Below are 24,552 nucleotides of genomic sequence, written 5' to 3' on the forward strand. Positions count from 1 at the left end.
CATCACCACGGTGTCCAGGCACGGGCGCATGGATTCGGACACAAACGCCTGCAGCGGGTGGCTTTCGATCGGCAGGCGGATGCCGGCCATCTTGGCCATCACCGAAGAGTGGCCGGCGGTGACACAGCCGACGCGGTTGGTGCGCACGTAACCCTGAGAGGTTTCCACGCCCTTGATGCGGCCGTCTTCAATGTCCATGCCCAGTACTTCGCATTGCTGGATGATGTCGACCCCCAGCGCGCTGGCGGCACGGGCAAAGCCCCAGGCCACCGCATCGTGACGGGCGACGCCGGCGCGTGGCTGGTACGTGGCGCCCAGTACCGGGTAGCGGGAACGGCTGCTGCAATCCAGCAGCGGAATGTGGGCCTTGACTTCGGCGGTGGTCAGCAGCTGGGCGTCGATGCCGTTCAGTGCGTTGGCGTTGACGCGGCGTTCGCCGTCGCGCATGTCCTGTAGCGTATGGCACAGGTTGAACACGCCGCGCTGGCTGAACATCACGTTGTAGTTGATGTCTTCGGACAAGCCTTCCCACAGCTTCATGCTGTGCTCGTACAGCTGCGAGGCTTCATCCCACAGGTAGTTGGAACGCACGATGGTGGTGTTACGGGCGGTGTTGCCGCCCCCCAGATAACCGCGCTCGAGCACGGCGATGTTCTTCACCCCGTGGTTCTTGGCCAGGTAGTAGGCCGTCGCCAGACCGTGGCCGCCGCCGCCGATGATCACCACATCATACGATGGCTTGAGCTGCGGGCTGGTCCAGGCAGGTTCCCAGCCTTTGTTATGCTTGAGTCCTTGCTTGAACAGGCTCCAGAGGGAGTAGCGGTTTGATGACATGGTTCATCCCACATGAGTCATACACGAAACACAAAACCCGACGCTTACGGCATTCAGGGTTTTTAACTTAAGCGTATTGTGTGGACAACCGACATTTACTAACCGGACAAATCTGACATTTGATACACTAAAACCGACAATCATCCGCCAGTGAGCCAAATCCAGTGGAAAATACTGCCTCAACCCAAAAACCGCTCAATATCGGTTTTCTGCTTTCCCCCAATTTTACCCTGGGGCCTTTTGGCAATTTTATTGATGCCCTCCGGCTGGCTGCTGACGATAATGACCTGAGCCGGCAAATCCGCATCAAGTGGAAGGTCATGAATCACAACTGGATTCCGGTCAAGGCCAGTTGCGGCGTGGAAGTCAGCCCGACGTCCCTATTGGTTGACCCAAGTGAGTTTGACTATATCGTGATTGTGGGCGGACTGATCCACAGCGGCAAACGCATCCCGACAGAACTGACCCAATATCTGAAACGGGCTGCACAAGCCAGAATTCCCCTGATCGGCATCTGTACCGGCAGCTTTATTCTAGCCAGAACCGGGCTGATGGAAGGCAAGCGTTGCTGTGTGTCCTGGTTCCATCACAAGCAGTTTGTGGAAGAGTTTCCGCATCTGGACACGCATTCGGAAGAGGTCTATATCGCAGACCGGGACCGGATTACCTGTGCCGGCGGCACCGGGGTCATCCACATGGCCGCCTATCTGATCGAACGTCATTTAAGCAGGTTTGAAGCCGCCAAATCGCTGCGAATCATGCTGGAAGACAGCAGTCTGTCCCTGCAGAGCCAGCAATTGCAGCCACAGCCGATCAATACCCAGACTACCAAGAATCTGCATGTGAAACGCGCCATGCTGTATATCGAGCAGCAAATGGCAGAGCCACTCACCAGCCAGCAACTGGCCGAAAAGGTGAATCTGTCTACCCGGCATCTGGAGCGTCTGTTCCTGCTGGAAACCGGCATGACACCGGCCAATTTCAGCAAACATTTACGCCTGCACCGGGCCCACGAGATGCTGGCACTTAGCCAGCAGTCAATTGGCACCATTGCCCAAGACTGCGGCTTTAGTGACGGCTCCCACTTTGCCAGGGCATTTAAAAGCGCATTCGGTTACACCCCGCGTGAGCTTAGGGCCAAACAGGGCTAAGTTAGTCCTGCTTGGCCCTAAGCCCGGCAGGCTAAATCACAAAGTCCTGCACATCCTCAAACACCTGCACCTGCCGGGGACGGAAATACGTCACCTCCCCCACCCGCAGGTCCAGCTGCTGTTGCCGTTCGCGGGATAGTTCTACCTCAATGGTTTCGCTCTGGTGCGCCAGCTCCACCCGCACCACCGGTCCGATCGGATGCACAAAGCGCACCGTCCCTTGCAACGCCCCCTGCCCCGCGTCCCGGGTGATCTCGATATCGTGCGGCCGCACAAAGGCCACCGCCTCGCCCTGATGTTCCTGCTTGGCAATCTCGGCCCAGCTGCCGTGGATGCGGCTGTGGAATACATTCACATTCCCCAGGAACTGGTACACGAACGGCGTGGCCGGGTGGCTGTACACCTCGTCCGGGGTACCGATCTGTTCGATCTTGCCCTTGTTGAGCACCACCACCCGGTCGGCCACTTCCAGCGCTTCTTCCTGATCGTGGGTCACAAACACGCTGGTAATGTGCACTTCGTCGTGCAGGTGACGCAGCCAGCGGCGCAGTTCCTTGCGTACCTTGGTATCCAGCGCACCAAACGGTTCATCCAGCAACAGGACTTTCGGTTCGACAGCCAGCGCCCGGGCCAGGGCGATCCGCTGCCGTTGTCCGCCAGACAGTTGCGACGGGTAGCGGTCGGCCAGCCAGTCCAGTTGTACCAGTTGCAGCAGATGGGTGACTTTCTGGCGGATCTCGGCGTCGGACGGCCGTTCCTTGCGCGGTTTGACCCGCAGGCCAAAGGCGACGTTCTCGAACACGGTCATGTGACGGAACAGCGCGTAGTGCTGGAATACGAAGCCCACCTGCCGGTCACGGGTGTGCAGGTGGGTGGCGTCGTTGCCGGAGAACAGTACCTGCCCCTGATCGGCGCTTTCCATGCCGGCGATAATGCGCAGCAAGGTGGTCTTGCCGCAGCCGGAGGGGCCGAGCAAGGCGGTCAGCTCGCCGGTCGGCAGGCTGAGATTGATGTTATCCAGCGCCACGAACGGGCCAAAGCGTTTGGAGATGTTCTGAATGTCGATACTCATGGGGTCATCCTTGATTCGGTAAGCACGCGGGGTCAGGCGTGAGCGGTACGCGGGGTGGCCGGCAGCCCATCGGGGGGCAGCTCGTCCTGGGCCGCCAGCTCCTTGCGCAGGCGCCATTCGACCACGCTCTTGAGCACCAGTGTCACCAGCGCCAGCAGGGCCAATAGCGAGGCCACCGCAAAGGCGGCCGCCTGCTGATATTCGTTGTAGAGAATCTCGATATGCAGCGGCATGGTATTGGTTTCGCCGCGGATATGTCCGGAGACCACCGAGACGGCTCCAAACTCGCCCATGGCGCGGGCATTGCACAGGATCACCCCGTAGATCAGCCCCCATTTGACGTTGGGCAGCGTCACCCGCCAGAAGGTCTGGAAACCACTGGCGCCCAGCGAGATGGCCGCTTCTTCTTCATCCTTGCCCTGGGCTTGCATCAGCGGGATCAGTTCTCTGGCCACAAACGGGAAGGTGACGAACACGGTGGCCAGCACGATGCCGGGGATGGCGAACACGATCTTGATATCGTGGTCTTGCAGCCAGGGGCCGATCCAGCCATGGCTGCCGAACAGCAGGATATAGATCAGGCCGCAAATGACCGGGCTGACGGCAAACGGCAGATCGATCAGTGACACCAGAAAGGCTTTGCCCTTAAACTCGAACCGGGCGATGGCCCAGGAGGCGGCGACGCCGAATACCAGATTGAACGGCACGGCAATGGCGGCGGTGATCAGGGTCAGCCGGATGGCCGACCAGGCGTCGGGCTCTTTCAGCGCGTCCAGGTAGGTATCTACCCCTTTGGCCAGTGCCTGTACAAACACAAACACCAGCGGCAGGAACAGGAACGACAGCAAAAAGGCCAGGGCAATGCCGATCAGGCTATAGCGCAGCCAGCGTGGTTCCTGGGTGCTACGGGCAGATTTCTTGGGTTGCATGCGGATTCTCCCTCAGGCGCCGCGCTGACCGCGGCGGCTGGCCCACCATTGCAGGCCGTTGATGGTAAACAGCAGCACGAACGAGAACACCAGCATCACCAGTGCCAGCGCGGTGGCGCCGCTGTAGTCGTACTGTTCCAGTTTGGCGACGATCAGCAAGGGGGTGATCTCGGAGATCATCGGCATGTTGCCGGCAATGAAGATCACCGAGCCGTATTCGCCAATGGCCCGGGCAAACGCCAGCGTAAAGCCGGTCAGCAGCGCCGGTAAAATGGCCGGGAAGATCACCCGGCGGAAAGTCTGCCAGCGGGTGGCACCCAGGCAAGCGGCAGCTTCTTCGACCTCGGCTTCCAGGTCCTCCAGCACCGGTTGCAGGGTACGCACCACAAACGGCAGGCCGATAAAGGTCAGTGCCACCACGATGCCGGTCGGGGTATACGCCACTTTGATGCCGTGCGGTTCCAGGTACTGCCCCACCCAGCCGTTGACCGAATACAGCGACGACAGCGTGATGCCGGCCACGGCGGTTGGCAGCGCAAACGGCAGGTCGACCAGCGCATCAAAGAAGCGCTTGCCGACAAACTGGTAACGGGTCAGCGACCACGCCACCACCAGACCGAACAGGCAGTTGATTAGCGCCGCCACCAGTGAAGTACCGAAGGTGACCTTGTAGCTGGCCACTACCCGTGGCGAAGTCACCAGTGCCCAGAAGTCGGGCCACGACATCAGGGCGGTCTTGAAGAAGATGGCAGAGAGCGGGATGAGCACGATCAGCGACAGGTAGAGGATCGTGTACCCCAGAGACAGCCGGAATCCCGGCAAGATACTGTGCGGCTTGGACATCGGTTTTCTCGTATGAGTCATCAATACGCATACACAGAAATGCCAGATGTTCCAACCATCGCCCTGTATGCAGATCGCCAGAGATCAAACGGCAATCTCTGGCACAGGACGCAAGTCTAGCGAAAACAGTTTAGAACAATAAATACTATATATTTATTTATATATAACCAAAAGCATTAACCTGTCGGGCAAACCGCCCATGTCATCGCAAGACGGACAGCTTGTCGATTGCCTGTTGCAACGTGGCATCCTGCTTCGCAAAGCAGAAACGCACCACATGATCATCTTGCCCATTGGCATAAAAGGCAGACACAGGAATGCACGCCACCCCCACTTCCATGGTCAGCCAGCGTGCAAAACTGACGTCATCCAGACCGGGCTTGATGGCATCGTAGCGAACCAGCTGGAAATACGTGCCCTGGCTCGGCAATAGCTCAAACCCCGCTTTTTCCAGACCTTTTGCCAGCATATCCCGCTTGGGTTCAAAAAATGCAGGCAAGCCCTGCCAGTGGGCAGGTGTTTGTAAATGGTGGGCCAACGCATGCTGGGTCGGTGTATGCACCGAAAACACCAGAAACTGGTGCAGTTTGCGGAATTCACTGGTCAGCATGGCAGGCGCCACACAGTACCCAACCTTCCAGCCGGTTGCATGGAAGGTTTTGCCAAACGAATAGACGGCAAAACTTCTGCTGCGCAGTGCAGGATGAGACAACACACTATGCTGCCGATTCTCACCATAGACCAGATGCTCGTACACTTCGTCAGCCAGTACCAGCAAGTCATGCTTGTCGGCAATATTGGCCAGCGCGTCCAGATCAGCCGACGAAAAGACGCTGGTAGCCGGGTTATTGGGGTTGTTGACAATGATGAGGCGAGTTTTGCCGGTTACCGCAGCCTGCACTTGCGACCAGTCCACCTGGTAATCCGGGGCAGACAATCCAATACGCACCACCTTGGCACCTTGGGCTTCAATCGCGGGTGCATAACTGTCGTAAGCAGGCTCCAGGATAATCGCCTCGTCACCTGCATGCAAAACAGTCGCTATCACCGTATAAATGGCCTGTGTCGCCCCGGCGGTCACCGTGATTTCTGTATCCGGATCAAATGCCGCGCCATGCTGCAAGGCAAGTTTTGCTGCAATGGCCTGCCGCAAGGCAGGAATGCCCGGCATGGGGGCATACTGGTTGTGCCCGGCAGCCACCGCATCCATCAGGGCCTGGGTCACATCCGGGTGACACGGGTAATCCGGAAAACCTTGAGACAAGTTGATGGCCTTGTGCTCTGCGGCCAACTGGCTCATAACGGTAAAAATGGTAGTGCCTACATTGGGCAACTTCGATACAAATGACTTCATCTGCAATATCCGGCTGGTTAATTCAATACACTGGCAGTCACAGGCTTTACCTCTACCAGACAATCATAAAACACAGGCGCTTCCCCCATGTCGGTCAGTAGTTGGCTGGTCAGCTCGTTCGCATTCTTGCCATCTTTGGCTTTCTTTTTCCACCAGACCGACGGAATGGACACCACACCTTCCCTGATGCGATTCGTGACCACGGCCGTCAACTGCAGGCTACCCCGGTCGTTCTGTACCAGCACCTGATCACCATGGCGAATGGTGCGCCGTTCGGCATCCACCGGATGGATTTCCACCACAGGCTCACCTTCCTTCGGCAACAGGCTCTCGATATTGGCAAAGGTGGTATTCATGAAATTGCGAGAAGGCGGACTGATCATGGCCAACGGGTATTTCTGGGCCAACATCGGGTTGCTTTGCACACTTTCATACGGTGGTACAAATGCCGGGACAGGGCTCAAATCGGTACCTTCCAGTGCTTCACTATAAAAGTGACACTTGCCATCTGCCGTCAAAAATCCACCCGTTGCAAACGGTGCATCTGGCAAGTTCAGTCTCGCCCAGCCTTTTTCCTTTAGTAGCGTCCAGCTAATGCCTTTGGCCAATGGAGACGACGTCTGGATGGCTTGATCGGCAATCTGTTCATCCGTATCGCCAAAGCAGGCATCGGTAAACCCCAGTCGTTTGGCAAGGCGACGGAAAATCTCTGCGTTAGGCAGACATTCGCCCATGGGGCTCACCGCAGGCTGATTCCCGACAAACCAGGTATGCCCATACGACTTGTGGATATCTACATGTTCCACCTGCATGGTGGCCGGCAGGATAATATCGGCATAGTCACAGGTATCCGTGACAAAATGCTCCAGCACCACCGTAAACAAATCTTCGCGTGCAAATCCGGCCGCAACTTTGCCAGACTCGGGCGCCACCGCCACCGGGTTGGAGTTGTACACCACCAATGCCTCGATTGGCGGCCCAAAATGCGCGTCACCTGTGTGCAGCAACGCATTCCCAATCGTACTCATGTTAATGGTTCTTGGCGGATGGGCCGGGTCCGGCAATAGGTCCGGACGCTGCAAAGCTGCCATGTCGACCGGGAAATATCCCGAACTGGATAACAGCAGCCCCCCGGCACGATGCCGCCAGGCGCCCACCAGTGCAGGAAGACAAGCAACCGCCCTCACACCCTGACCGCCACCATGTCCCCGTTGCATGCCATAGTTCAAGCGAATCGCCACTGGCTGCTTCTCCAGCACCGCCAAGCGTCCGTACAACAGCGCCAGCGACTCTACCACGCCCGCTTCGATGCCACACAGCTTCGCCACATGATCTGGCGTGTACTTGCCAGCCTGTTCCGCCAGTTCGGCAAAACCAACGGTATAGTGGTCAATATATTCACGGTCCAGCAAGCCTTCCCGCAGCAAGACATGCATCATGCCCAAAGCCAGTGCCGCATCAGTCCCAGGCAAGATGGCAATATGCTGGTCACACTTGTCAGCGGTCTGCGTCCGGTACGGATCAATTGCAATGATTTTGGCACCACGTCGTTTCGCTTCCTGAATCTTGGTCCACAAATGCAGGTTGGAGGTAATCGTGTTCGTTCCCCATAGCAGAATCAGCCGGGCCTCTTCAAAAAACTCCATATGCATGCCAACGCCACCACCATAGGTATGCTTTAGTGCTGTGCTACCAGCGCTGGCACAAATGGTCTTGCCCAACAGACTGGCACCGAGTTTGTGGAACACCCTGGCAGACATGCTATCGCCCTGCACCAATCCCATGGTACCGGCATAGTTATAAGGCAATATCCGCTCGCCACCTTTGGCGGCAACCGCCTGCAGACGGCTGGCAATTTCATCTAACGCCTCATCCCAACTGATGCGCTCAAACTTTCCCTCACCCTTTTTACCAACCCGCCGCATCGGGTGCAGCAAGCGGTCCGGATGATATATCCGCTCCGGATACCGGGCTACCTTGGTGCACAATGCACCATGTGTCGGCGGATGCGCCGGATCACCCGCCACTTTGGTGACACGCCCCTCTTCTACGGTCACCAGCATGGCACAGGTATCCGGGCAGTCGTGCGGGCAAGCAGCTTTTACGGTAAGTTTTGTCATTTAAGCACTACCATCAGGAGTTAACTTTTACAGATACTATTTTCAGCACATTCTGTCCCATTTCACAATGCCCATTCCAGACATTGACGACCTTTTTGGTACCTAACAAATAAAAAAGCGTGCCACGCAGGCACGCTTGAAAATCACAAGAACCACTTTGCCTTAACTGGCACGGGCATCGCCCCATCTCAGTTGGCAATCCTCGTCACTATGGTAAATCGTCTCGCCATGGCGATTAACACAATAGTTCGGGGACAAAATCACCTCATGGCAACGCTGTCCGGCATCTACCCGTGTGTACTCAAACAGAATGCTCTGGGACACGGTACTGTTCTTGCGCAGAATGCTACCGTGGCCAATCCAGCTAGGGCCATTGATGATGACACCAGGTTCAATTTTAACGTTCGCCCCGATATACACCGGCCCATTGACGGTAATCTCATCCCAGGCCACCGACGTATTCAAGCCAACCCAGACGCCCGGTTTCACTTCTTTACCCGGCATACGCATTTCTGCCACTTCGCCACGCAGCACACGTTGCAGGACAGACCAGTAATCACTCACGCGACCGATATCAATCCAGTGAAACGGACGGCTCTGCACAAAGAACGGTAACGCTTTCTCCACCAGTGTCGGGAACAACTGGCTACCGATGTCATATTCCTGTGCAGAAGGCACATAATCCAGTACCTGCGGCTCGAAAATATAAATGCCGGTACTGGCAAGCGTAGATCGCGCCTCGACAGGCTTGGGTTTTTCCTGAAAACTCTTTACCCGGCCAGCCTCATCAGCCACCACGATACCGTAATTCTGCACCTGCTCCAGCGGCACATCCAGCGCAATCACACTCGCAATCGCCCCTTTGGCCTTATGTTCTTCAATGGCGGCAGAAATATCCAGGTCAATCAGAGCATCCCCGCAAATAACCAGCGTAGTATCGTCAAAAAAACCGCCAAATTCCTGAATGCTTTTCATGCCACCCGCAGAGCCAAATGGCTTAGGCAGGATTTCACCATGCTGACGAGTCCCCTCATAAGCATAGCCAATCTCCACCCCCCAGCGACTGCCATCCCCAAAGTAGTTTTCGATACTAGTGTGGTTATAGGCCACATTCACCATGATCTCGGTGATGCCATGCCGCGCAAGGTGCTCAATCAGGTATTCCATCACCGGTTTTCCCAGAATCGGAATCATCGGTTTTGGCGTGTTTTTCGTCAGCGGTCTGACACGCGTCCCCTGACCTGCCGCCAAAATCATCCCTTTTGCCACACTATGCTCCTTATCGCTCATCTCACCGTGTTTACAACTGTTCCAGTGACATTTTCGTCAGAATTCAGTTAACTTTACGACCAATCGGCTGATAATCAATGCCAGCCCGCACCAACGCCTTTGGATCATACAAGTTTCTGCCATCCAGCACGATGGCATTTTTCAGGCGCTGCTTCATGTCCTCGAAGTCAGGGCTACGGAATTCTTTCCATTCTGTCACGATCAGCAAGGCATCCGCATCATTCAGCGCGGCCATCGGGGATTCTGCATACGCCAGGCGCTTGTCCTCTCCAAAGATGCGTTTTGCTTCTTCCATCGCTACCGGATCATAAGCAGTGACCGTTGCACCCCGTTCAAACAAGGCTTCAATCAGCACACGGCTTGGCGCCTCACGCATATCATCCGTGTTAGGCTTGAATGCAAGTCCCCATACTGCAAAGTGCTTGCCAGACAGATCACTGCCAAACTGTTTAACCAGTTTATTGACCAGCACCATCTTTTGCGCATCATTGGCCGCTTCAACGGCATTCAGCACTTTCAGATCCTGGCCGGTTTCTTCACCGGTACGAATCAATGCTTTTACGTCCTTCGGGAAGCAGGAACCACCATAACCGCAGCCAGAGTACAGGAAGTGATAGCCAATCCGTGTATCAGACCCGATACCAATCCGTACCTGCTCAATATCTGCACCAACTTTTTCAGCCAGCAAGGCCAGTTCGTTCATGAAGCTGATGCGGGTTGCCAGCATGGCATTGGCAGCATATTTGGTCAGCTCGGCACTGCGAACATCCATCACCATCAGCTTGTCATGGTTGCGCTGGAACGGCGCATACAGGTCGCGCATCAACTCGACGGCCCGCGCATCTTCAGCCCCCACCACAATCCGGTCAGGTTTCATGAAGTCTTCAACCGCCGCCCCTTCTTTCAAAAACTCGGGGTTGGATACGACAGAAAACTCGATCTTGCTCTGGCGCTTGGCCAACTCATCGGCAATCGCGGCTTTTACCTTGTCTGCCGTCCCTACCGGTACGGTACTTTTGTCGACTACAACCTTGTAGTCCGTCATATAACGACCGATATTCCGGGCTGCAGCCAGCACATACTGCAAGTCGGCGGAGCCATCCTCATCCGGTGGCGTCCCTACGGCAATAAATTGCAACGTCCCGAACGCAACCGCCTGTTCAATATCTGTGGTAAACCGTAAGCGCCCCGCAGCAACGTTGCGTGCAACCACGCTGTCTAACCCAGGCTCATGAATGGGTATGCCCCCATTTTCCAGAATTTCGATCTTTCGCGGATCAACATCCAGGCAAAGTACGTTATTACCCATCTCTGCCAGGCAGGCTCCGGAAACCAGGCCGACATATCCAGTACCAACTACGGTAATTTTCATTGTTTATGGCTCACAAAAAAACGGCTCATATTCATTTGATGTAGGTCATCAAGACTGCAGCTTGCCTTCAAGGCAAGCCAGATAAATGGAAGGGTCCGGTTCAGTATGGTAGCGCTGCGCATGCCAGATCATTTCACCCAGGCAATCCATTAACGCATGCTCTGCATCATGCACACCACCCAGACGCAACGTCAGCCGCTGATGGTAGCTCTTCACCCCCATCGGCTGGTCAATCGATATCTGCTCACGAATCGACAAATGCATCATCAAATGCAGAAAAGGGTTGGCATCCCCTGCTTCGGGCGAAAAATCCTTGTCCATGTATTTGTCAGGCTGATCCAGCATCTGGTGGTACTCAGGGTGCAACCCCATCACATCCACCGCCATGATCTCAAGATCCGTCATCAGCATGCCATCACGAAACTTCTGCCAACTCTCAAATAAAAACTGTCTGGCCTGCTCTCTGGTCGGATTAAACATTCTATTTTTGTTCCTGTATTACTTTGGCCGGGTATTCGCACAAATCGGCAATGATGCACTTTTCACACAACGGTTTGCGTGCCATGCAGGTATAGCGGCCATGCAGAATCAGCCAATGATGGGCATCCAGAATAAACTGCTTGGGTATCACCTTGATGAGCTTGTCTTCTACTTCGCGGACAGTCTTGCCCGGCGCAATCCGGGTCCGGTTGGACAAACGGAAAATATGTGTATCCACAGCCATTGCCGGCTGCCTGAATATCGTATTCAGAATGACATTGGCGGTTTTTCGTCCGACACCAGGTAATTTTTCCAATGCTTCCCGATTGTCAGGAACGACGGAATCGTGCTGGTCCATCAATATCCTGCATGTCTCGATCACATGCTTGGCCTTGCTGCGATACAACCCGATACGGTTGATGTAGCCTTCCAGCTGTTCCTGACCCAGCGCATGGATCGCAGCCGGTGTATTCGCCACTGGAAACAGTTTCCGGGTGCAAACATTCACGCTCTTGTCCGTAGCCTGGGCAGACAACATGACCGCAATCAGCAATTCAAATGGCGAGGAATATTCCAGCTCTGTTGTCGGATTCGGGTTGGCTTCCGCCAGCCGGGCAAAAATCTGAAAGCGCTTTTCAGCATTCATGAAGTCGTCACATGGATATTATCCGGTCATTATAACGGTTTCATCTCCGGGATAGAAACCTGACCTTATCAAAACGGACTGTAAAAATGATAAAAGCCTACTGCAAATGCAGTAGGCTTTTATCTGGCGTCCCCACGGGGATTCGAACCCCGGTTATCGCCGTGAAAGGGCGGTGTCCTAGGCCTCTAGACGATGGGGACAGAAACCTGTCTACAAGAAACCAAACCGAGGCTGTTTGAATTTCAGGTTCACTTGGTGGAGGTAAGCGGGATCGAACCGCTGACCTCTTGCATGCCATGCAAGCGCTCTCCCAGCTGAGCTATACCCCCAGAACAAGAGCTGCGCATTCTACAGAGTAGATTCAGCCTTGTAAACCCCTATTCCCAATTTAATATGACTTTCCCGCTATTGCCGGATCTCATGATCTCAAATCCTGCGGTGAAATCATCGACCTGGAAGTGATGAGTAATAATGGGGGACAAATCCAGTCCGCTCTGCAACATGGAGACCATCTTGTACCAGGTCTCGAACATTTCGCGCCCGTAAATCCCCTTGATCTCCAGACCTTTGAAAATGACCTGTGTCCAGTCGATCTTGCTATCCGCAGGCTGAATGCCCAGCATGGCGATCTTCCCGCCATGGTTCATGTTTTCCAGCATGCTGGCAAAGGCTTGTGGCACGCCAGACATTTCCAGTCCCACATCAAACCCTTCCGTCATGCCCAGCTCCCGCATCACGTCCGATAGTGACTCCTGCCCCACATGCACGGCTCTGGTTACCCCCATCTTGCGTGCCAATTCAAGGCGGTAATCATTCACGTCGGTAATCACGACATTGCGTGCCCCCACGTGCTTGGCAATGGCCGCCGCCATGATCCCGATCGGCCCGGCACCGGTGATCAACACATCCTCCCCAACCAGATCAAAGCTGAGCGCTGTATGCGTTGCATTGCCAAACGGGTCAAAAATGGCAGCCAGATCATCCGGAATATCATCCGGAATCTTGAACGCGTTAAACGCCGGAATCACCAGATACTCGGCAAATGCCCCTTCCCGGTTGACCCCGACACCGACCGTATTACGACACAAATGACGTCGCCCAGCACGGCAATTACGACAAAAACCACAGGTAATATGCCCTTCACCAGATACCCTGTCACCAATCTTGAAGCCGCGTACTTCCTGGCCAATTTCGACAATCTCGCCAACATATTCATGCCCTACCTGAATCGGCCAAGGAATGGTTTTCTGTGCCCATTCGTCCCAATTCCAGATATGAATATCCGTCCCGCAAATCGCCGTCTTGCGAATCCGGATCATCACATCGTTATGCCCGACTTCAGGTCGTTTGACCCGGGTCATGGTCAAGCCGGGTGCATTTTCAGTTTTTACCAATGCTTTCATGCTCATGCTCCCCCTGAAATCACGCCCAGTTTACGGCCAACCTTGGCAAACGCAGCGACCACCGCATCAATCTGCGCAAAAGTATGCGCCGCGCTCATTTGTGTACGGATACGTGCCAGCCCTTTAGGCACAACCGGGTAAGAGAATCCAATGACATACACGCCCTCTTCCAGCAAGGCATCCGCCATTTCACGTGCAAGATTGGCATCCCCCAGCATGACAGGAATAATCGGATGCTCACCCGGGAGCAATGTAAAGCCCAACTCGGTCATGCCTGCGCGGAAACGCTCGGCATTCGCCGTTAGCTGCTTGCGCAACGCATCACCTTCGGCGCTTTTTACCAACTCAAGTGCAGTCAGCGATGCAGCCGCAATGGCTGGTGTCAGGGTGTTAGAGAACAGATATGGGCGGGCACGCTGACGCAGCAGCGCAATCAACGGCGCATAACCGGACAAATACCCCCCTGCCGCCCCACCCAATGCTTTGCCGAGCGTGCCAGAGTAAATGGCAATACGGTCTTCCACGCCATGCATAGCAGGTGTCCCGCGACCTTCAGGGCCGATAAACCCGACCGCATGTGAATCATCCACCATCACCAGCGCGCCAAATTTCTCTGCCACATCGCACAAAGAAGCCAGGTCCGCAATGGCCCCATCCATCGAAAACACGCCATCCGTAACCACCAGCATGAAGCGCGCGCCGGCATCCTTCGCCGCTTGCAGCTGCGCCTCAAGATCTACCATATCGTTATTCTTGTAACGATACCGGGCGGCTTTGCAAAGTCTTACGCCATCGATGATGGAGGCGTGATTCAATGCGTCACTGATCACGGCATCTGCTTCAGAGAGCAACACTTCAAAGACGGCCGCATTGGCATCAAAACAGCTGGAAAACAAAATGGTGTCTTCTGTTTTCAGATAGTCAGAGATGGCGGCTTCCAATGCTTTATGCACACTTTGCGTACCACAAATAAACCGGACAGAGGCCATGCCAAAGCCATCGCTGTCGAGCGCCTGTTTGGCACTGGCAATCAGACGCGCATCATTGGCAAGACCCAGATAATTGTTGGCACACATGTTGATGACATGTGGCTGATTTTGAAGGGCAACATCAGTACCTTGAGGAGAGGTAATGACCCGCTCGGACTTGTAGAAACCATCCTGGCGAATTTCTTCCAGGGTTCGATTGATATGTTCCAGATAGCGCGGGTTCATTGTGTCTCCTTTGTTTGATTCGCCCCCGCATGCATTGGTAAGCAAGGGGATTGGTTTGACTGGTATAATGGATCAAACGGGCGATAATTGCATTATAAAGAACCAAATTCCAACATATCGAACAGTGTAAACGAGGATATCCACCATGGCAAGCACACTCCCCTCACCGGATAGCCCACCGCGCATTGGACAACTGATCCAGTCTTTACGCACAGAACGCGGGATGACACTGGAAGACCTGTCACGCATTGCAGGTGTCTCCAAATCCATGTTGTCCGAAATCGAACGAGATAAAGCCAATCCTACCATCGCCGTAACCTGGCGACTAGCCAATGCGTTTGGAATGGGGCTGGATCAACTGTTTGCCAGTACACTGGACACCGAGCCCGCCATTCAGGTCATGAATATTCATGAGACTCCCACGCTAAATGGGCCTCAATCCAATTACCAGCTCAAAATCCTGGGCCCCATGCACCTTGCAGGAAAATTTGAGTGGTATGGACTGGATCTCGCCGTTGCCGGGGCATTATGTTCCAACGCCCACGATCCGGGCACAGAAGAACACCTGACGGTCTATGAAGGCGAAGTCACCATAGAGCAAGGGACGCATCAAAAAACAGTAAAGGCAGGCGAAACGGCACGCTATCGCGCCGATATTGACCACGCCATCCGGAATGCAGGGGAGACACCAGTACGTGCCCTGCTCGTCGTGATCCATGGCGGATAATTATTAAACCACGACTCGCCATTGAACCAACATGACAGAAAGATTGTCACAAGGCACAGACACTAACCCACGAAGGCATAGCCGCACACACAATGAAAACACGCACAATAAGCCACAAAGCGCTGACGGGTCTCCTGCTGACACTTGGCCTTGTCTCACACCATGAAGCGATCGCCAGCGATCTGGCCGCACGCCCAGAAGTAACCCAGTTCATCAATGACATGGTCAGCAAGCATCAGTTTGATAAAAGCGAACTCTTTCGCATTTTCGATGATGTCGTGGAAAAACCCAAGATTATCGAAGCCCTGGACAAACCTTCTACGTCACGTCCCTGGTATTTGTATCATCCCAACTTCATCAATGTCACACGTATCAGTCATGGCTTGGCATTCATGAAACAATATGCCCCCGAACTGGCCGCTGCCGAAAAACAGTATGGGGTACCCGCCGAAGTGATCGCCGCCATTCTGGGCGTAGAGACAGATTACGGCCGTAACGCAGGCAGCTTCAGGGCCATTGATGCCTTATCTACCATTGCATTTGACTACCCAAGACGAGCAGATTATTACAAAGGGGAACTGGAAGCTTTCCTGATTCTGGCCAGAGACGAAAAACTTGACCCAGCCAGCTTTAAAAGCTCTTATGCAGGCGCACTAGGGCTACCCCAGTTCATGCCCTCTTCGTTCCATCAATATGCCGTTGATGCCACCAATGATCAGCACAAAGACATCTGGAACACCCCGGCGGATGCCATTGCCAGTGTCGCAAACTATCTGCATTCGTTTGGCTGGCAAAAAGACCAGAATGCCATCGTAAAAGCGACCGTTACCGGGGAAACCTACCCGACTCTGGTTGCTGATAAATTCAATCTGCACTACACCATTGCTGACATGGCCAAATTTGGCGTTACACCAGCTGAAAGAGTAGATGCACAGGAAAAAGCGGTGCTTTTCCCGATAGAAACCGCTCCCGATAAAATCGAATACCTATTGGGCCTGAACAACTTCTATGTCATCACCCGCTACAATAAAAGCACGCTATATGCACTTAGCGTGATCAACCTCGCGAATACACTGAAAACAGGGATGGCCTCTTTACAAGAAACCGCCGCCTCGTCATAAGTGATGTCGTCATCACCCACAAAAACAAAAAGCCCCATCCTTTCGGAATGGGGCTTTTTGTTTGGGCACGAACCCGAAGTAGAACGATTTGCTTAATGCGCAAATGGATGACGCATGACAATCGTTTCTTCACGGTCAGGACCGGTAGAGATCAAATCAACCGGTGCACCGCACACTTCTTCGATACGCTTCAGATAAGCGCGCGCATTTGCAGGCAGCTCGTCGTAGTTTTTGATACCTACAGTGCTATCAGACCAGCCAGGCATGGTTTCAAATACCGGTTTGCAACCCGCCACCATTTCGGCACCAAATGGCAGAATGTCATAGCGCTGACCATCAACCTCATAGCCCACGCCGATCTGGATGGTTTCCATACCATCCATCACGTCCAGTTTAGTCACACACAAGCCAGATACACCATTTAGCTGGATAGAGCGTTTCAGGGCGGCGGCATCAAACCAGCCACAACGGCGCGGACGGCCTGTTGTTGCACCAAACTCGTTACCACGTTTCGCAAGGAAGGCGCCGGTCTCATCAAACAACTCAGTCGGGAACGGGCCAGAACCAACGCGGGTTGTATACGCTTTGGTAATGCCCAGTACGTATTGCAACATTTGCGGACCAACACCAGCACCAGGAGAAGCAGCGCCAGCCACACAGTTAGACGATGTCACAAACGGATAGGTACCGTGGTCAACGTCCAGCAGCGACCCTTGCGCGCCTTCAAACAGAATGGACTTGCCGGCCTGAGACAGTTCATATAGCTCACGTGACACATCCGCCACCATCGGACGAATGCGATCAGCAAACGCCAGTGTTTCATCCAGCGTTTGCTGGAAATCAACGGTTTCAGCCTTGAAGTAATTTTTCAGGACAAAGTTGTGGTAGTCCAGCACTTCGCCCAGTTTGGCAGCAAAACGCTCGCGATGGAACAAGTCTTGCAAACGGATGGCACGACGGGCCACTTTGTCTTCGTAAGCGGGTCCAATACCACGACCGGTTGTACCGATCTTTGCCTCGCCTTTGGCGGCTTCACGCGCCAGATCGATTGCACTGTGGTACGGCAGAATCAGTGGGCACGCTTCGGAAATACGCAAACGGGATGCCACGGCAATGCCTGCATTCTCCAGCTTGGTAATTTCATCCAGCAGTGCTTTTGGAGACAACACAACACCGTTACCAATGTAGCAAGCAACGCCTTCACGCAAAATGCCACTCGGGATCAAATGCAATACGGTCTTTTGACCACCAATTACCAGGGTGTGACCTGCATTGTGCCCGCCTTGAAAGCGAACAACACCTTGAGAATGATCGGTGAGCCAGTCAACAATCTTGCCCTTGCCTTCATCACCCCACTGGGTACCAATTACCACCACATTGCGTGCCATGTGTATTCCTCGAAACACAAATTTCAAAACAGAAATCGTCCTGCAACCGCATGCAGAACGAAGCAAACCAGCATCTTTTTAACTCAAAGCAGGCATTAGCCTAAAGCTTTCACAACCCAGCGGCCATCTTCAGCGACAAGCTCTCTGTCGCATCCTGACTCACTGCTGCGCAGCCCCTTGAAGTCAACCTTGACCATTTCACCCTGGTCTCTCAGGGCATCAATCGCCTGGCGAAGAGCCGCATCGCGCAAATCAGGCGCAAGGATGCCCTTGCCAAGATCAGGCTTCGGCAAACCCCGTAGTATATCGCGTAAGTCCAGACTAAAGCCAGTTGCGGCACGCCCACGACCAAATTGCTGTCCAATATTGTCGTATCTACCACCACGAGCAACCGGGTTTGGCCAGCCATCTGCAAAAGCCGTGAACACAAGGCCATTATGGTAATGACCGGTACGCAATTCAGCGAGTTCGATAGCGCTCTCGATACCCACGTCTTTCAGGTAAGCACACACGTTGGTCAATGTATCCAGGGCATCCACAATTGCCGGCAACGCTGGCAGAACCTGCTTGGCTTTCTCAAGAATGTCAGCTGGCCCGAACAAACCTGGCAACGCCAGCATCCCCGCACGCAGTGCTTCCGGCCAAACCGCCGTAATTTCATTCACAGCAGGCACGTCTTTGGTTTGCAATGCAGAGAACAGATCAGCCCTTACCTCCGGACCAACCTTGGCTTCTTCGCACAGCGCCCTGAAAATCCCCACATGACCTATATCCACGTGCAATTGCGGCAAGCCAGCCACTTTCAATGCCTGCACCATCAACTCGATAATTTCAAGATCGGCAGAAATACTCTTGCTACCATACAGTTCGGCACCTACCTGCAAAGGCTCGCGTGTCGAGAAATGCCCAGCAGGCAAGGTATGAACAACATGCCCGGCATAGCACAGGCGCGCCACATCATCACGATTCAGCAAGTGGGCATCAATACGCGCCACCTGGGGGGTCATATCGGCACGCAAGCCCAATTGCCGTCCAGACAACTGATCAACAAGCTTGAAGGTTTTTAAATCGAGGTCATCACCATCAACACCCGTCAGGGATTCAATATATTCAATATGGGGTGGAATCACCAACTCATAGCCATAACGCTTGAACAGGGATAACAGGTTTGCACGTGCCTCTTCAATCTGCCATGCAGCAGCAGGTAACACGTCTTCGATATACTCGGGTAACAACCAACGGTTTTTCATCTAGATTACCAACAATATGATTCCAGCCAACAGACTGCTTAGTCCAATAAAACGTAACTGACCATCTTTTAACAGTACCAACCTTGAAAAGGTATCCCGCCAGGCCTTCGGCAAACACAATGGCAGAATACCCTCACATATCAGTAAGAACGCAAATGCTTCTTTCCATGGAAAACTATCCACAAATCAGCCTTCTTACTTTGTCGCTTTGCCAGCGGTCCCATTCGGGTTTTTCAGGTACTTGAAGAAATCAGATGACGGATCCAATACCATTACGTCCGACTTGTTCTTGAAGGTACGCTGGTACGATTCCATGCTCTTGTAAAAACTGTAGAACTCTGGATTCTGGCTAAATGCATCTGCATAAACCTTGGCAGCCTGTGCATCACCTGCACCCTTGATTTCCTGTGCCTGCTTGTAGGCCTCTGCAATAATCACTTCGCGCTGACGATCCGCATCCGCCTTGATCCTTTCGGCCTCTGCTGCGCCTTCGGAACGCAACTCATTGGCCACCCGCTTGCGCTCTGCATTCATGCGCTCATACACCGCGCCACTGATATTCTGCGGAAAGTCGACACGCTTCAAACGCACATCCAGCACTTCCACACCCAGCTTCACCGCTTCACGGTTCACCTTGCGGCGCACCTCCGCCATGATGCGATCACGCTTGCCAGTAATCACTTCATAAACGGTCACATTACCGATTTCATCACGCAAACCGCTATTCACGATCTGCCGAATCCGCATTTCAGCCGTACGCAATTCACCGCTGGTGGATTTGTAAAACTGTACGACATCCGATACGCGCCACTTGACGAAGCTGTCGACCAGTACGTTCTTCTTCTCACGGGTGTTAAAAGGGTCCGGCGCCTCGGCATCAATTGTCTGGACGCGACGCTCAAAAAAGCGAACCGACTGGGTAAACGGAATCTTGAACTGGATGCCAGGTTCCTTGATCACCCGGACAATTTCGCCAAACTGGAAGACAATGGCAAATTGCGTTTGCTTGACTGTAAACAGGCTGATAGAAACCACAAACAGGAGCAATGCACCAATGATAATTGCTGAAATAACACGCTGCATGGAATTAACGCCCTTCTCTGTTCGGAGATATGGAGATATCACGGTTACTATCTGCACTCGCTGCCGGAGGCGTCACAACCGCCGGTTTCTGAGTCTCTTGAGAAGATGGCGTTCCTGATTGCTGAATCAGTTTGTCCAATGGCAGATACAGCAAGTTGTTGCCGCCCTTTTGATCGACATAGACCTTGCTGCTGTTGGCAAATATTTTTTGCATCGTATCAAAATACATACGCTGCCTTGTCACGCCAGGCGCCTGATTGTAGGCGACCAGTACCTGCTTGAAGCGACTTGCCTCGCCTTCTGCATTGGCAAGAATACTCTGGCGATAACCTTCGGCTTCTGCCAGCAAACGAGATGCCAGACCCTTGGCTTGAGGCACCTTGTCGTTAAAGTAAGCTTCACCTTCACTTTTGGACTTGTCTTTGTCCTGCACCGCACGTGACGCATCATCAAAAGCGGCCTGTACGGCCTCAGGTGGTTGCACCTGATTAATGCTCACCTGGCTGACACGAATACCCGTGCCGTATGAATCCAGAATGGATTGCACGGTAGCCTTGACGTCAACCGATATTTTGGCACGACCTTCGTTCAGCACCGCATCAATCTTGTTGCGGCCTACCACTTCACGAATGGCCGCTTCACCCGCCTGTTTGACAATGTCTTCGGCATCATCGCTTAATGCCACATTGTTAAACACGAAGGCTTTAGGGTCCGTGATGTCATATTGAATGGCAAGCTGTACATCCACGATATTCTGGTCTTCTGTCACCATCAGTGCCTCTTCTGGCACTTTATTCTTGGAATTGTCCCGATAGCCGATCTCGACACTGCGCACTTGCGTCAGGTTGATGATATCGACTTCTTCAAACGGATAAGGCAGATGCCAGTTCAAACCTTCCGAGGTGATTTCCTTGAACTTGCCGAAGCGTACAACCACGCCTCGCTCCTTGGCATCTACCACATAGAAACCGGTCGCGCCCCACAGGAGCACCAAAATTGCAGCGATGATGCCAGCACCACCAACCCAGCTAGCGGGTCCCTGCGGCTTACCTGAGCCACCACCAAACAACCCGACCAAACGGGCATTCAGCTTGCGAAAAATTTCGTCCAGATCTGGCGGGCCATCATTACCCCGCTTACCCCATTGTGGATCACTCATTCACTCTTCACCTAATCAGAATAATTGTTCGTGTTTAACGCCAGATCAACCCAGAGGGGTCCAGTCTGCATTAACCTGTTCAACAGGTATTGCTACGACATTGCCTTTTAACGCCTGTTCCCGTAAAACTTCACGCAGCACATCAAAACCATTGCCATTTAATGCACTCACTTTGACCGCCGTTATTTTACCATACTCATCGTATTCGGCCCCTGCCTCCAGACCCGGTTTCAGATCCAGCTTGTTCCACACAAGTATTTGCGGGATATCGGACGCCCCAATTTCCTTCAACACCTTGTTGACCTCAATAATATGCTGCTCCCGCATGGGGTGACTGACATCAACAACGTGGAGAAGCAAATCGGCATGGATGGTCTCTTCCAGCGTGGCACGAAAAGCAGCAACTAGGCTGTGCGGTAATTGCCGGATAAAACCTACCGTATCAGACAAAACCATTGACTCGCCTTCGGCAAGAAAAACCTTGCGGCTTGTCGTATCCAGGGTAGCAAATAGCTGGTCGGCCGCATAAGCTTGCGCCTTGGTCATCCGATTAAACAAGGTCGACTTGCCCGCGTTGGTATAACCGACAATGGACACAGAGAACACGTTACCCCGTTGCCTGGCGCCACGCTGTACATGACGTTGCATTTTCGCCTTGGCAAGACGGTCTTTCAGCAGCTTGACTCTTTTGCCGATCAGGCGCCTGTCCGTCTCCAGCTGGGTTTCGCCCGGACCTCTCAAGCCAATACCACCTTTCTGGCGTTCAAGGTGGGTCCACCCCCTGACCAGACGGGTAGACAAATGGTCCAGCTGCGCCAATTCGACCTGCAGCTTGCCTTCGTGGCTTTTAGCCCGCTGTGCAAAAATATCCAGAATCAGACTGGTTCTGTCAATGACCCTGCATTCCAGGGTTTTCTCGAGGTTTCTTTCCTGAGCAGGAGATAACTGATGATTAAAGATCACCAGCGATGCATCCGTTCCCTTGACCATCATCCCGATTTCTTCAGCTTTACCTGAACCGGCAAACAGCTTGGAATCCGGTCTGTCGCGCCGCCCGGTGATTTCACCAACGACCGTTAAGCCAGCGCTGCTGGCAAGCTCTCTTAACTCTGCCAGACTTTCCAGAAAATCCGGGTCGCCAAAATCCAGCGCGACAAGTACCGCGGTATCACCAACATCAGGACGATCAAACACGCACGAATCTCAATCTTAAAATATCAAAAGAAATACCCAAGTACACAGTATGTACTTGGGTATGAAAGATGTGTCGAAATAGATCAGCCTTCTGAAGCTGGCTGATCAAATGGAATCGATACAGAACGCGCTGGCACTACGGTTGAAATGGCATGCTTGTAAACCATTTGTGTCACCGTATTACGCAACAACACAACATATTGATCAAACGACTCGATTTGCCCCTGCAATTTGATGCCGTTTACCAGATAAATCGAAACTGGTACGTGCTCTTTACGCAAGATGTTTAAAAACGGGTCTTGTAAAATTTGCCCTTTGCCGCTCATGTTGGTTGACTCCATGTCAATATGTGAAAAATCTTTTATTCTTTGGCAAGCGTGATCTAAGTAATTCTTACTGTAATCTATTTATCAGGAAATACAAAGCTTATTATCGTAGATAAACCACAACGCAACAGCATGGAATATGCTATTGCGTTGATCCCCGGTTTGGCTTATGGCTTTGTTCGACCCTTGAATTTCGCTTTAGTTTCAGGTTTTGGCTTTCTTCTAGCACCCGGCTTGCTGGATGCCTTGCCTGGCACAACAGGTACTTTCGGTGCAAACGGATTATCAGAACGCTTGAACTGCACTTTAAGCGGTGTACCTTCTAGCTGGAACATCTTCACAAAGGTATGTTCCAGATAACGCCAATAACTGTCCGGAATATGTTCCAGCGATGTGCCGTGAACAATGACGACAGGCGGATTAGTACCGCCCTGGTGAGCATAACGCAGCTTTGGCCTGAACATCCCGGCCCGAGGCGGTTGCTGCTTTTCAACAGCAAGCTGCAGTGCACGTATCAGTTTTGGCGTAGCCAGTTTGGCCATGGCGGATGTGTAAGCCTTGTCGATGGACTTGAACAAGCCGGCAATACCGTTACCTTGCAAGGCTGAAATAAAGTGCAACTTTGCAAACGCCAGGAAACTTAGCTTGCGCTCCAGCTCATATTTGATTCTTTCGCGCTGTTCTTCCGGCAGGTTATCCCATTTGTTGACGGCAATCACCAAAGCACGACCCGTTTCAAGGATAAACCCGGCCAGGGACGCATCCTGATCAGACACCTCCAGACGAGCATCCAGAACCAGAACCGCCACATTGGCATCTTCTACCGCTTGCAGCGTTTTGATAACGGAGAATTTTTCAATGGCTTCCGTGACCTTGCCACGACGTCTCACACCGGCTGTATCGATAATGGTATAAGGATTGCCTTCGCGCTCGAAATCGATATAGATACTGTCTCGAGTTGTACCTGGCGCATCAAAGGCGATCACCCTTTCCTCGCCAAGAATGCGGTTCACCAGCGTCGATTTGCCAACGTTTGGGCGACCAATAATGGCAATTTTCGGATGATCTGGCTCTTCTTCTTCTGCCTCGTCCGGAAAATCAGCCAGCACCAGATCGACCAGTTCACGCAGGCCATCCCCATGGGCGGCAGAAATGGCCAATGGATCACCCATACCCAGTTCATAGAACTCGGCCGTCACCACATTGCGCGCCATGCCTTCCGCCTTATTGACGGCCAGCCAGGCTTTTCTGCCAGACTTTCTCAACTGGTCTGCAATCTGTTTGTCTTGCGGTGTCAGGCCCTGACGAGCGTCCACCAGAAACAGGACAACATCTGCCTCATCGACGGCCTGCAGGGTTTGACGCGCCATTTCATGCATGATGCCATCTTTGGCAACCGGCTCAAAACCACCGGTATCCACAACCAGATAGGATTTGCTGCCTACCTTGCCTTGACCGTAGTGACGGTCACGGGTAAGGCCTGGCAAGTCCGCGACCAAGGCATCTCTAGACTTGGTCAAACGGTTAAACAATGTAGATTTGCCTACGTTCGGCCTACCTACTAAAACTAATGTCGGTTTCATTCGTTGTTCCGGT

General features: G+C 53.2%; 23 protein-coding genes and 2 tRNA genes. 3 read left to right on the plus strand and 22 right to left on the minus strand.

Annotation, left to right across the window (positions count from 1 at the left end):
- Positions 1 to 834: FAD-dependent oxidoreductase (locus F552_RS0101195; protein WP_018149886.1), on the minus strand; the 834-nt coding region annotated here is incomplete at its 3' end.
- Between the two features lie 164 nt (positions 835 to 998).
- On the opposite strand from F552_RS0101195, the gene F552_RS0101200 reads away from it, so the two are divergent.
- A complete protein-coding gene (locus tag F552_RS0101200) occupies positions 999 to 1,985 on the plus strand; it encodes a GlxA family transcriptional regulator (protein WP_018149887.1) in 987 nt (328 codons plus the stop codon).
- 31 nt (positions 1,986 to 2,016) lie between these two features.
- Here F552_RS0101200 and F552_RS0101205 read toward each other — a convergent pair whose 3' ends face one another.
- From F552_RS0101205 to F552_RS0101265, 13 genes are all read right to left on the minus strand, one after another.
- Entirely contained in the window at positions 2,017 to 3,057 is a 1,041-nt protein-coding gene (locus F552_RS0101205; RefSeq protein WP_018149888.1) for a sulfate/molybdate ABC transporter ATP-binding protein, read from the minus strand.
- A gap of 32 nt (positions 3,058 to 3,089) precedes the next feature.
- The gene (gene cysW / locus F552_RS0101210; RefSeq protein WP_018149889.1) at positions 3,090 to 3,986 is read right to left on the minus strand and encodes a sulfate ABC transporter permease subunit CysW; all 897 of its coding nucleotides are present in this window, start codon (positions 3,984 to 3,986) and stop codon (positions 3,090 to 3,092) included.
- Between the two features lie 12 nt (positions 3,987 to 3,998).
- On the minus strand, positions 3,999 to 4,850 hold the full coding sequence (gene cysT, locus F552_RS0101215) for a sulfate ABC transporter permease subunit CysT (protein ID WP_245546637.1): 852 nt from the start codon (positions 4,848 to 4,850) through the stop codon (positions 3,999 to 4,001).
- A 181-nt stretch (positions 4,851 to 5,031) separates the two neighbouring features.
- A complete protein-coding gene (locus tag F552_RS0101220; RefSeq protein WP_018149891.1) occupies positions 5,032 to 6,183 on the minus strand; it encodes a methionine aminotransferase in 1,152 nt (383 codons plus the stop codon).
- 17 nt (positions 6,184 to 6,200) lie between these two features.
- Positions 6,201 to 8,303: a molybdopterin-containing oxidoreductase family protein gene (locus tag F552_RS0101225; protein ID WP_018149892.1), complete on the minus strand. Its 2,103-nt coding sequence runs from the start codon at positions 8,301 to 8,303 to the stop codon at positions 6,201 to 6,203.
- Positions 8,304 to 8,465: 162 nt separating this feature from the next.
- A complete protein-coding gene (locus F552_RS0101230) occupies positions 8,466 to 9,593 on the minus strand; it encodes a nucleotidyltransferase family protein (protein WP_018149893.1) in 1,128 nt (375 codons plus the stop codon).
- A 43-nt stretch (positions 9,594 to 9,636) separates the two neighbouring features.
- Positions 9,637 to 10,965 carry a UDP-glucose dehydrogenase family protein gene (locus F552_RS0101235; RefSeq protein WP_018149894.1) on the minus strand — a complete coding sequence of 443 codons (1,329 nt, stop codon included), beginning with the start codon at positions 10,963 to 10,965 and terminating at the stop codon, positions 9,637 to 9,639.
- 48 nt (positions 10,966 to 11,013) lie between these two features.
- Positions 11,014 to 11,445, minus strand: coding sequence for a DUF1841 family protein (locus tag F552_RS0101240; RefSeq protein WP_018149895.1), 432 nt, complete (start codon positions 11,443 to 11,445; stop codon positions 11,014 to 11,016).
- 1 nt (position 11,446) lies between these two features.
- Positions 11,447 to 12,091, minus strand: a complete 645-nt coding sequence (gene nth / locus F552_RS0101245) for an endonuclease III (protein ID WP_018149896.1) — start codon at positions 12,089 to 12,091, stop codon at positions 11,447 to 11,449.
- A gap of 124 nt (positions 12,092 to 12,215) precedes the next feature.
- A tRNA-Glu gene (locus F552_RS0101250) sits at positions 12,216 to 12,291 on the minus strand.
- Between the two features lie 53 nt (positions 12,292 to 12,344).
- Positions 12,345 to 12,420 (minus strand) — tRNA-Ala (locus tag F552_RS0101255).
- 48 nt (positions 12,421 to 12,468) lie between these two features.
- A complete protein-coding gene (tdh, locus tag F552_RS0101260; protein WP_026182276.1) occupies positions 12,469 to 13,494 on the minus strand; it encodes an L-threonine 3-dehydrogenase in 1,026 nt (341 codons plus the stop codon).
- 2 nt (positions 13,495 to 13,496) lie between these two features.
- Positions 13,497 to 14,708, minus strand: a complete 1,212-nt coding sequence (locus tag F552_RS0101265; protein ID WP_018149898.1) for a glycine C-acetyltransferase — start codon at positions 14,706 to 14,708, stop codon at positions 13,497 to 13,499.
- Between the two features lie 145 nt (positions 14,709 to 14,853).
- Here F552_RS0101265 and F552_RS0101270 point away from each other — a divergent pair, with 145 nt between their 5' ends.
- The gene (locus tag F552_RS0101270) at positions 14,854 to 15,435 is read left to right on the plus strand and encodes a helix-turn-helix domain-containing protein (protein WP_026182277.1); all 582 of its coding nucleotides are present in this window, start codon (positions 14,854 to 14,856) and stop codon (positions 15,433 to 15,435) included.
- A 92-nt stretch (positions 15,436 to 15,527) separates the two neighbouring features.
- Positions 15,528 to 16,556, plus strand: coding sequence for a lytic murein transglycosylase B (gene mltB, locus F552_RS0101275; RefSeq protein ID WP_018149900.1), 1,029 nt, complete (start codon positions 15,528 to 15,530; stop codon positions 16,554 to 16,556).
- 92 nt (positions 16,557 to 16,648) lie between these two features.
- On the opposite strand, the gene F552_RS0101280 is transcribed toward mltB, so the two are convergent.
- The 8 genes from F552_RS0101280 to der form a co-directional block, all read right to left on the minus strand.
- Positions 16,649 to 17,944, minus strand: coding sequence for an adenylosuccinate synthase (locus F552_RS0101280; protein WP_018149901.1), 1,296 nt, complete (start codon positions 17,942 to 17,944; stop codon positions 16,649 to 16,651).
- Between the two features lie 95 nt (positions 17,945 to 18,039).
- A complete protein-coding gene (locus F552_RS0101285; RefSeq protein WP_018149902.1) occupies positions 18,040 to 19,194 on the minus strand; it encodes an ATP phosphoribosyltransferase regulatory subunit in 1,155 nt (384 codons plus the stop codon).
- Complete coding sequence (locus F552_RS21050; RefSeq protein WP_083917393.1) at positions 19,195 to 19,377, minus strand: DUF2065 domain-containing protein; 183 nt, start codon at positions 19,375 to 19,377, stop codon at positions 19,195 to 19,197.
- Positions 19,378 to 19,389: 12 nt separating this feature from the next.
- A complete protein-coding gene (hflC, locus tag F552_RS0101290) occupies positions 19,390 to 20,277 on the minus strand; it encodes a protease modulator HflC (protein ID WP_018149903.1) in 888 nt (295 codons plus the stop codon).
- 4 nt (positions 20,278 to 20,281) lie between these two features.
- The gene (gene hflK, locus F552_RS0101295) at positions 20,282 to 21,436 is read right to left on the minus strand and encodes an FtsH protease activity modulator HflK (protein WP_018149904.1); all 1,155 of its coding nucleotides are present in this window, start codon (positions 21,434 to 21,436) and stop codon (positions 20,282 to 20,284) included.
- 45 nt (positions 21,437 to 21,481) lie between these two features.
- A complete protein-coding gene (gene hflX, locus F552_RS0101300) occupies positions 21,482 to 22,630 on the minus strand; it encodes a GTPase HflX (protein WP_018149905.1) in 1,149 nt (382 codons plus the stop codon).
- Between the two features lie 83 nt (positions 22,631 to 22,713).
- Positions 22,714 to 22,956: an RNA chaperone Hfq gene (hfq, locus tag F552_RS0101305; RefSeq protein ID WP_026182278.1), complete on the minus strand. Its 243-nt coding sequence runs from the start codon at positions 22,954 to 22,956 to the stop codon at positions 22,714 to 22,716.
- Positions 22,957 to 23,123: 167 nt separating this feature from the next.
- A complete protein-coding gene (der, locus tag F552_RS0101310; protein ID WP_018149907.1) occupies positions 23,124 to 24,539 on the minus strand; it encodes a ribosome biogenesis GTPase Der in 1,416 nt (471 codons plus the stop codon).
- Positions 24,540 to 24,552 lie beyond the last annotated feature (13 nt).

Source organism: Leeia oryzae DSM 17879 (assembly GCF_000376945.1).
In the GTDB taxonomy this organism is placed as follows: domain Bacteria; phylum Pseudomonadota; class Gammaproteobacteria; order Burkholderiales; family Leeiaceae; genus Leeia; species Leeia oryzae.

Coding starts and splice junctions, on each gene's coding strand:
- F552_RS0101240 (WP_018149895.1), bottom strand. CDS start 11,445: ATGTTTAATCCGACCAGAGAGCAGGCCAGACAGTTTTTATTTGAGAGT.
- nth (WP_018149896.1), bottom strand. CDS start 12,091: ATGAATGCTGAAAAGCGCTTTCAGATTTTTGCCCGGCTGGCGGAAGCC.
- hfq (WP_026182278.1), bottom strand. CDS start 22,956: ATGAGCGGCAAAGGGCAAATTTTACAAGACCCGTTTTTAAACATCTTG.
- F552_RS0101230 (WP_018149893.1), bottom strand. CDS start 9,593: ATGAGCGATAAGGAGCATAGTGTGGCAAAAGGGATGATTTTGGCGGCA.
- der (WP_018149907.1), bottom strand. CDS start 24,539: ATGAAACCGACATTAGTTTTAGTAGGTAGGCCGAACGTAGGCAAATCT.
- hflC (WP_018149903.1), bottom strand. CDS start 20,277: ATGCAGCGTGTTATTTCAGCAATTATCATTGGTGCATTGCTCCTGTTT.
- F552_RS0101225 (WP_018149892.1), bottom strand. CDS start 8,303: ATGACAAAACTTACCGTAAAAGCTGCTTGCCCGCACGACTGCCCGGAT.
- F552_RS0101270 (WP_026182277.1), top strand. CDS start 14,854: ATGGCAAGCACACTCCCCTCACCGGATAGCCCACCGCGCATTGGACAA.
- hflK (WP_018149904.1), bottom strand. CDS start 21,436: ATGAGTGATCCACAATGGGGTAAGCGGGGTAATGATGGCCCGCCAGAT.
- cysW (WP_018149889.1), bottom strand. CDS start 3,986: ATGCAACCCAAGAAATCTGCCCGTAGCACCCAGGAACCACGCTGGCTG.
- F552_RS0101220 (WP_018149891.1), bottom strand. CDS start 6,183: ATGAAGTCATTTGTATCGAAGTTGCCCAATGTAGGCACTACCATTTTT.
- cysT (WP_245546637.1), bottom strand. CDS start 4,850: ATGACTCATACGAGAAAACCGATGTCCAAGCCGCACAGTATCTTGCCG.
- F552_RS0101285 (WP_018149902.1), bottom strand. CDS start 19,194: ATGAAAAACCGTTGGTTGTTACCCGAGTATATCGAAGACGTGTTACCT.
- F552_RS0101280 (WP_018149901.1), bottom strand. CDS start 17,944: ATGGCACGCAATGTGGTGGTAATTGGTACCCAGTGGGGTGATGAAGGC.
- tdh (WP_026182276.1), bottom strand. CDS start 13,494: ATGAAAGCATTGGTAAAAACTGAAAATGCACCCGGCTTGACCATGACC.
- F552_RS0101265 (WP_018149898.1), bottom strand. CDS start 14,708: ATGAACCCGCGCTATCTGGAACATATCAATCGAACCCTGGAAGAAATT.
- F552_RS0101205 (WP_018149888.1), bottom strand. CDS start 3,057: ATGAGTATCGACATTCAGAACATCTCCAAACGCTTTGGCCCGTTCGTG.
- mltB (WP_018149900.1), top strand. CDS start 15,528: ATGAAAACACGCACAATAAGCCACAAAGCGCTGACGGGTCTCCTGCTG.
- F552_RS0101235 (WP_018149894.1), bottom strand. CDS start 10,965: ATGAAAATTACCGTAGTTGGTACTGGATATGTCGGCCTGGTTTCCGGA.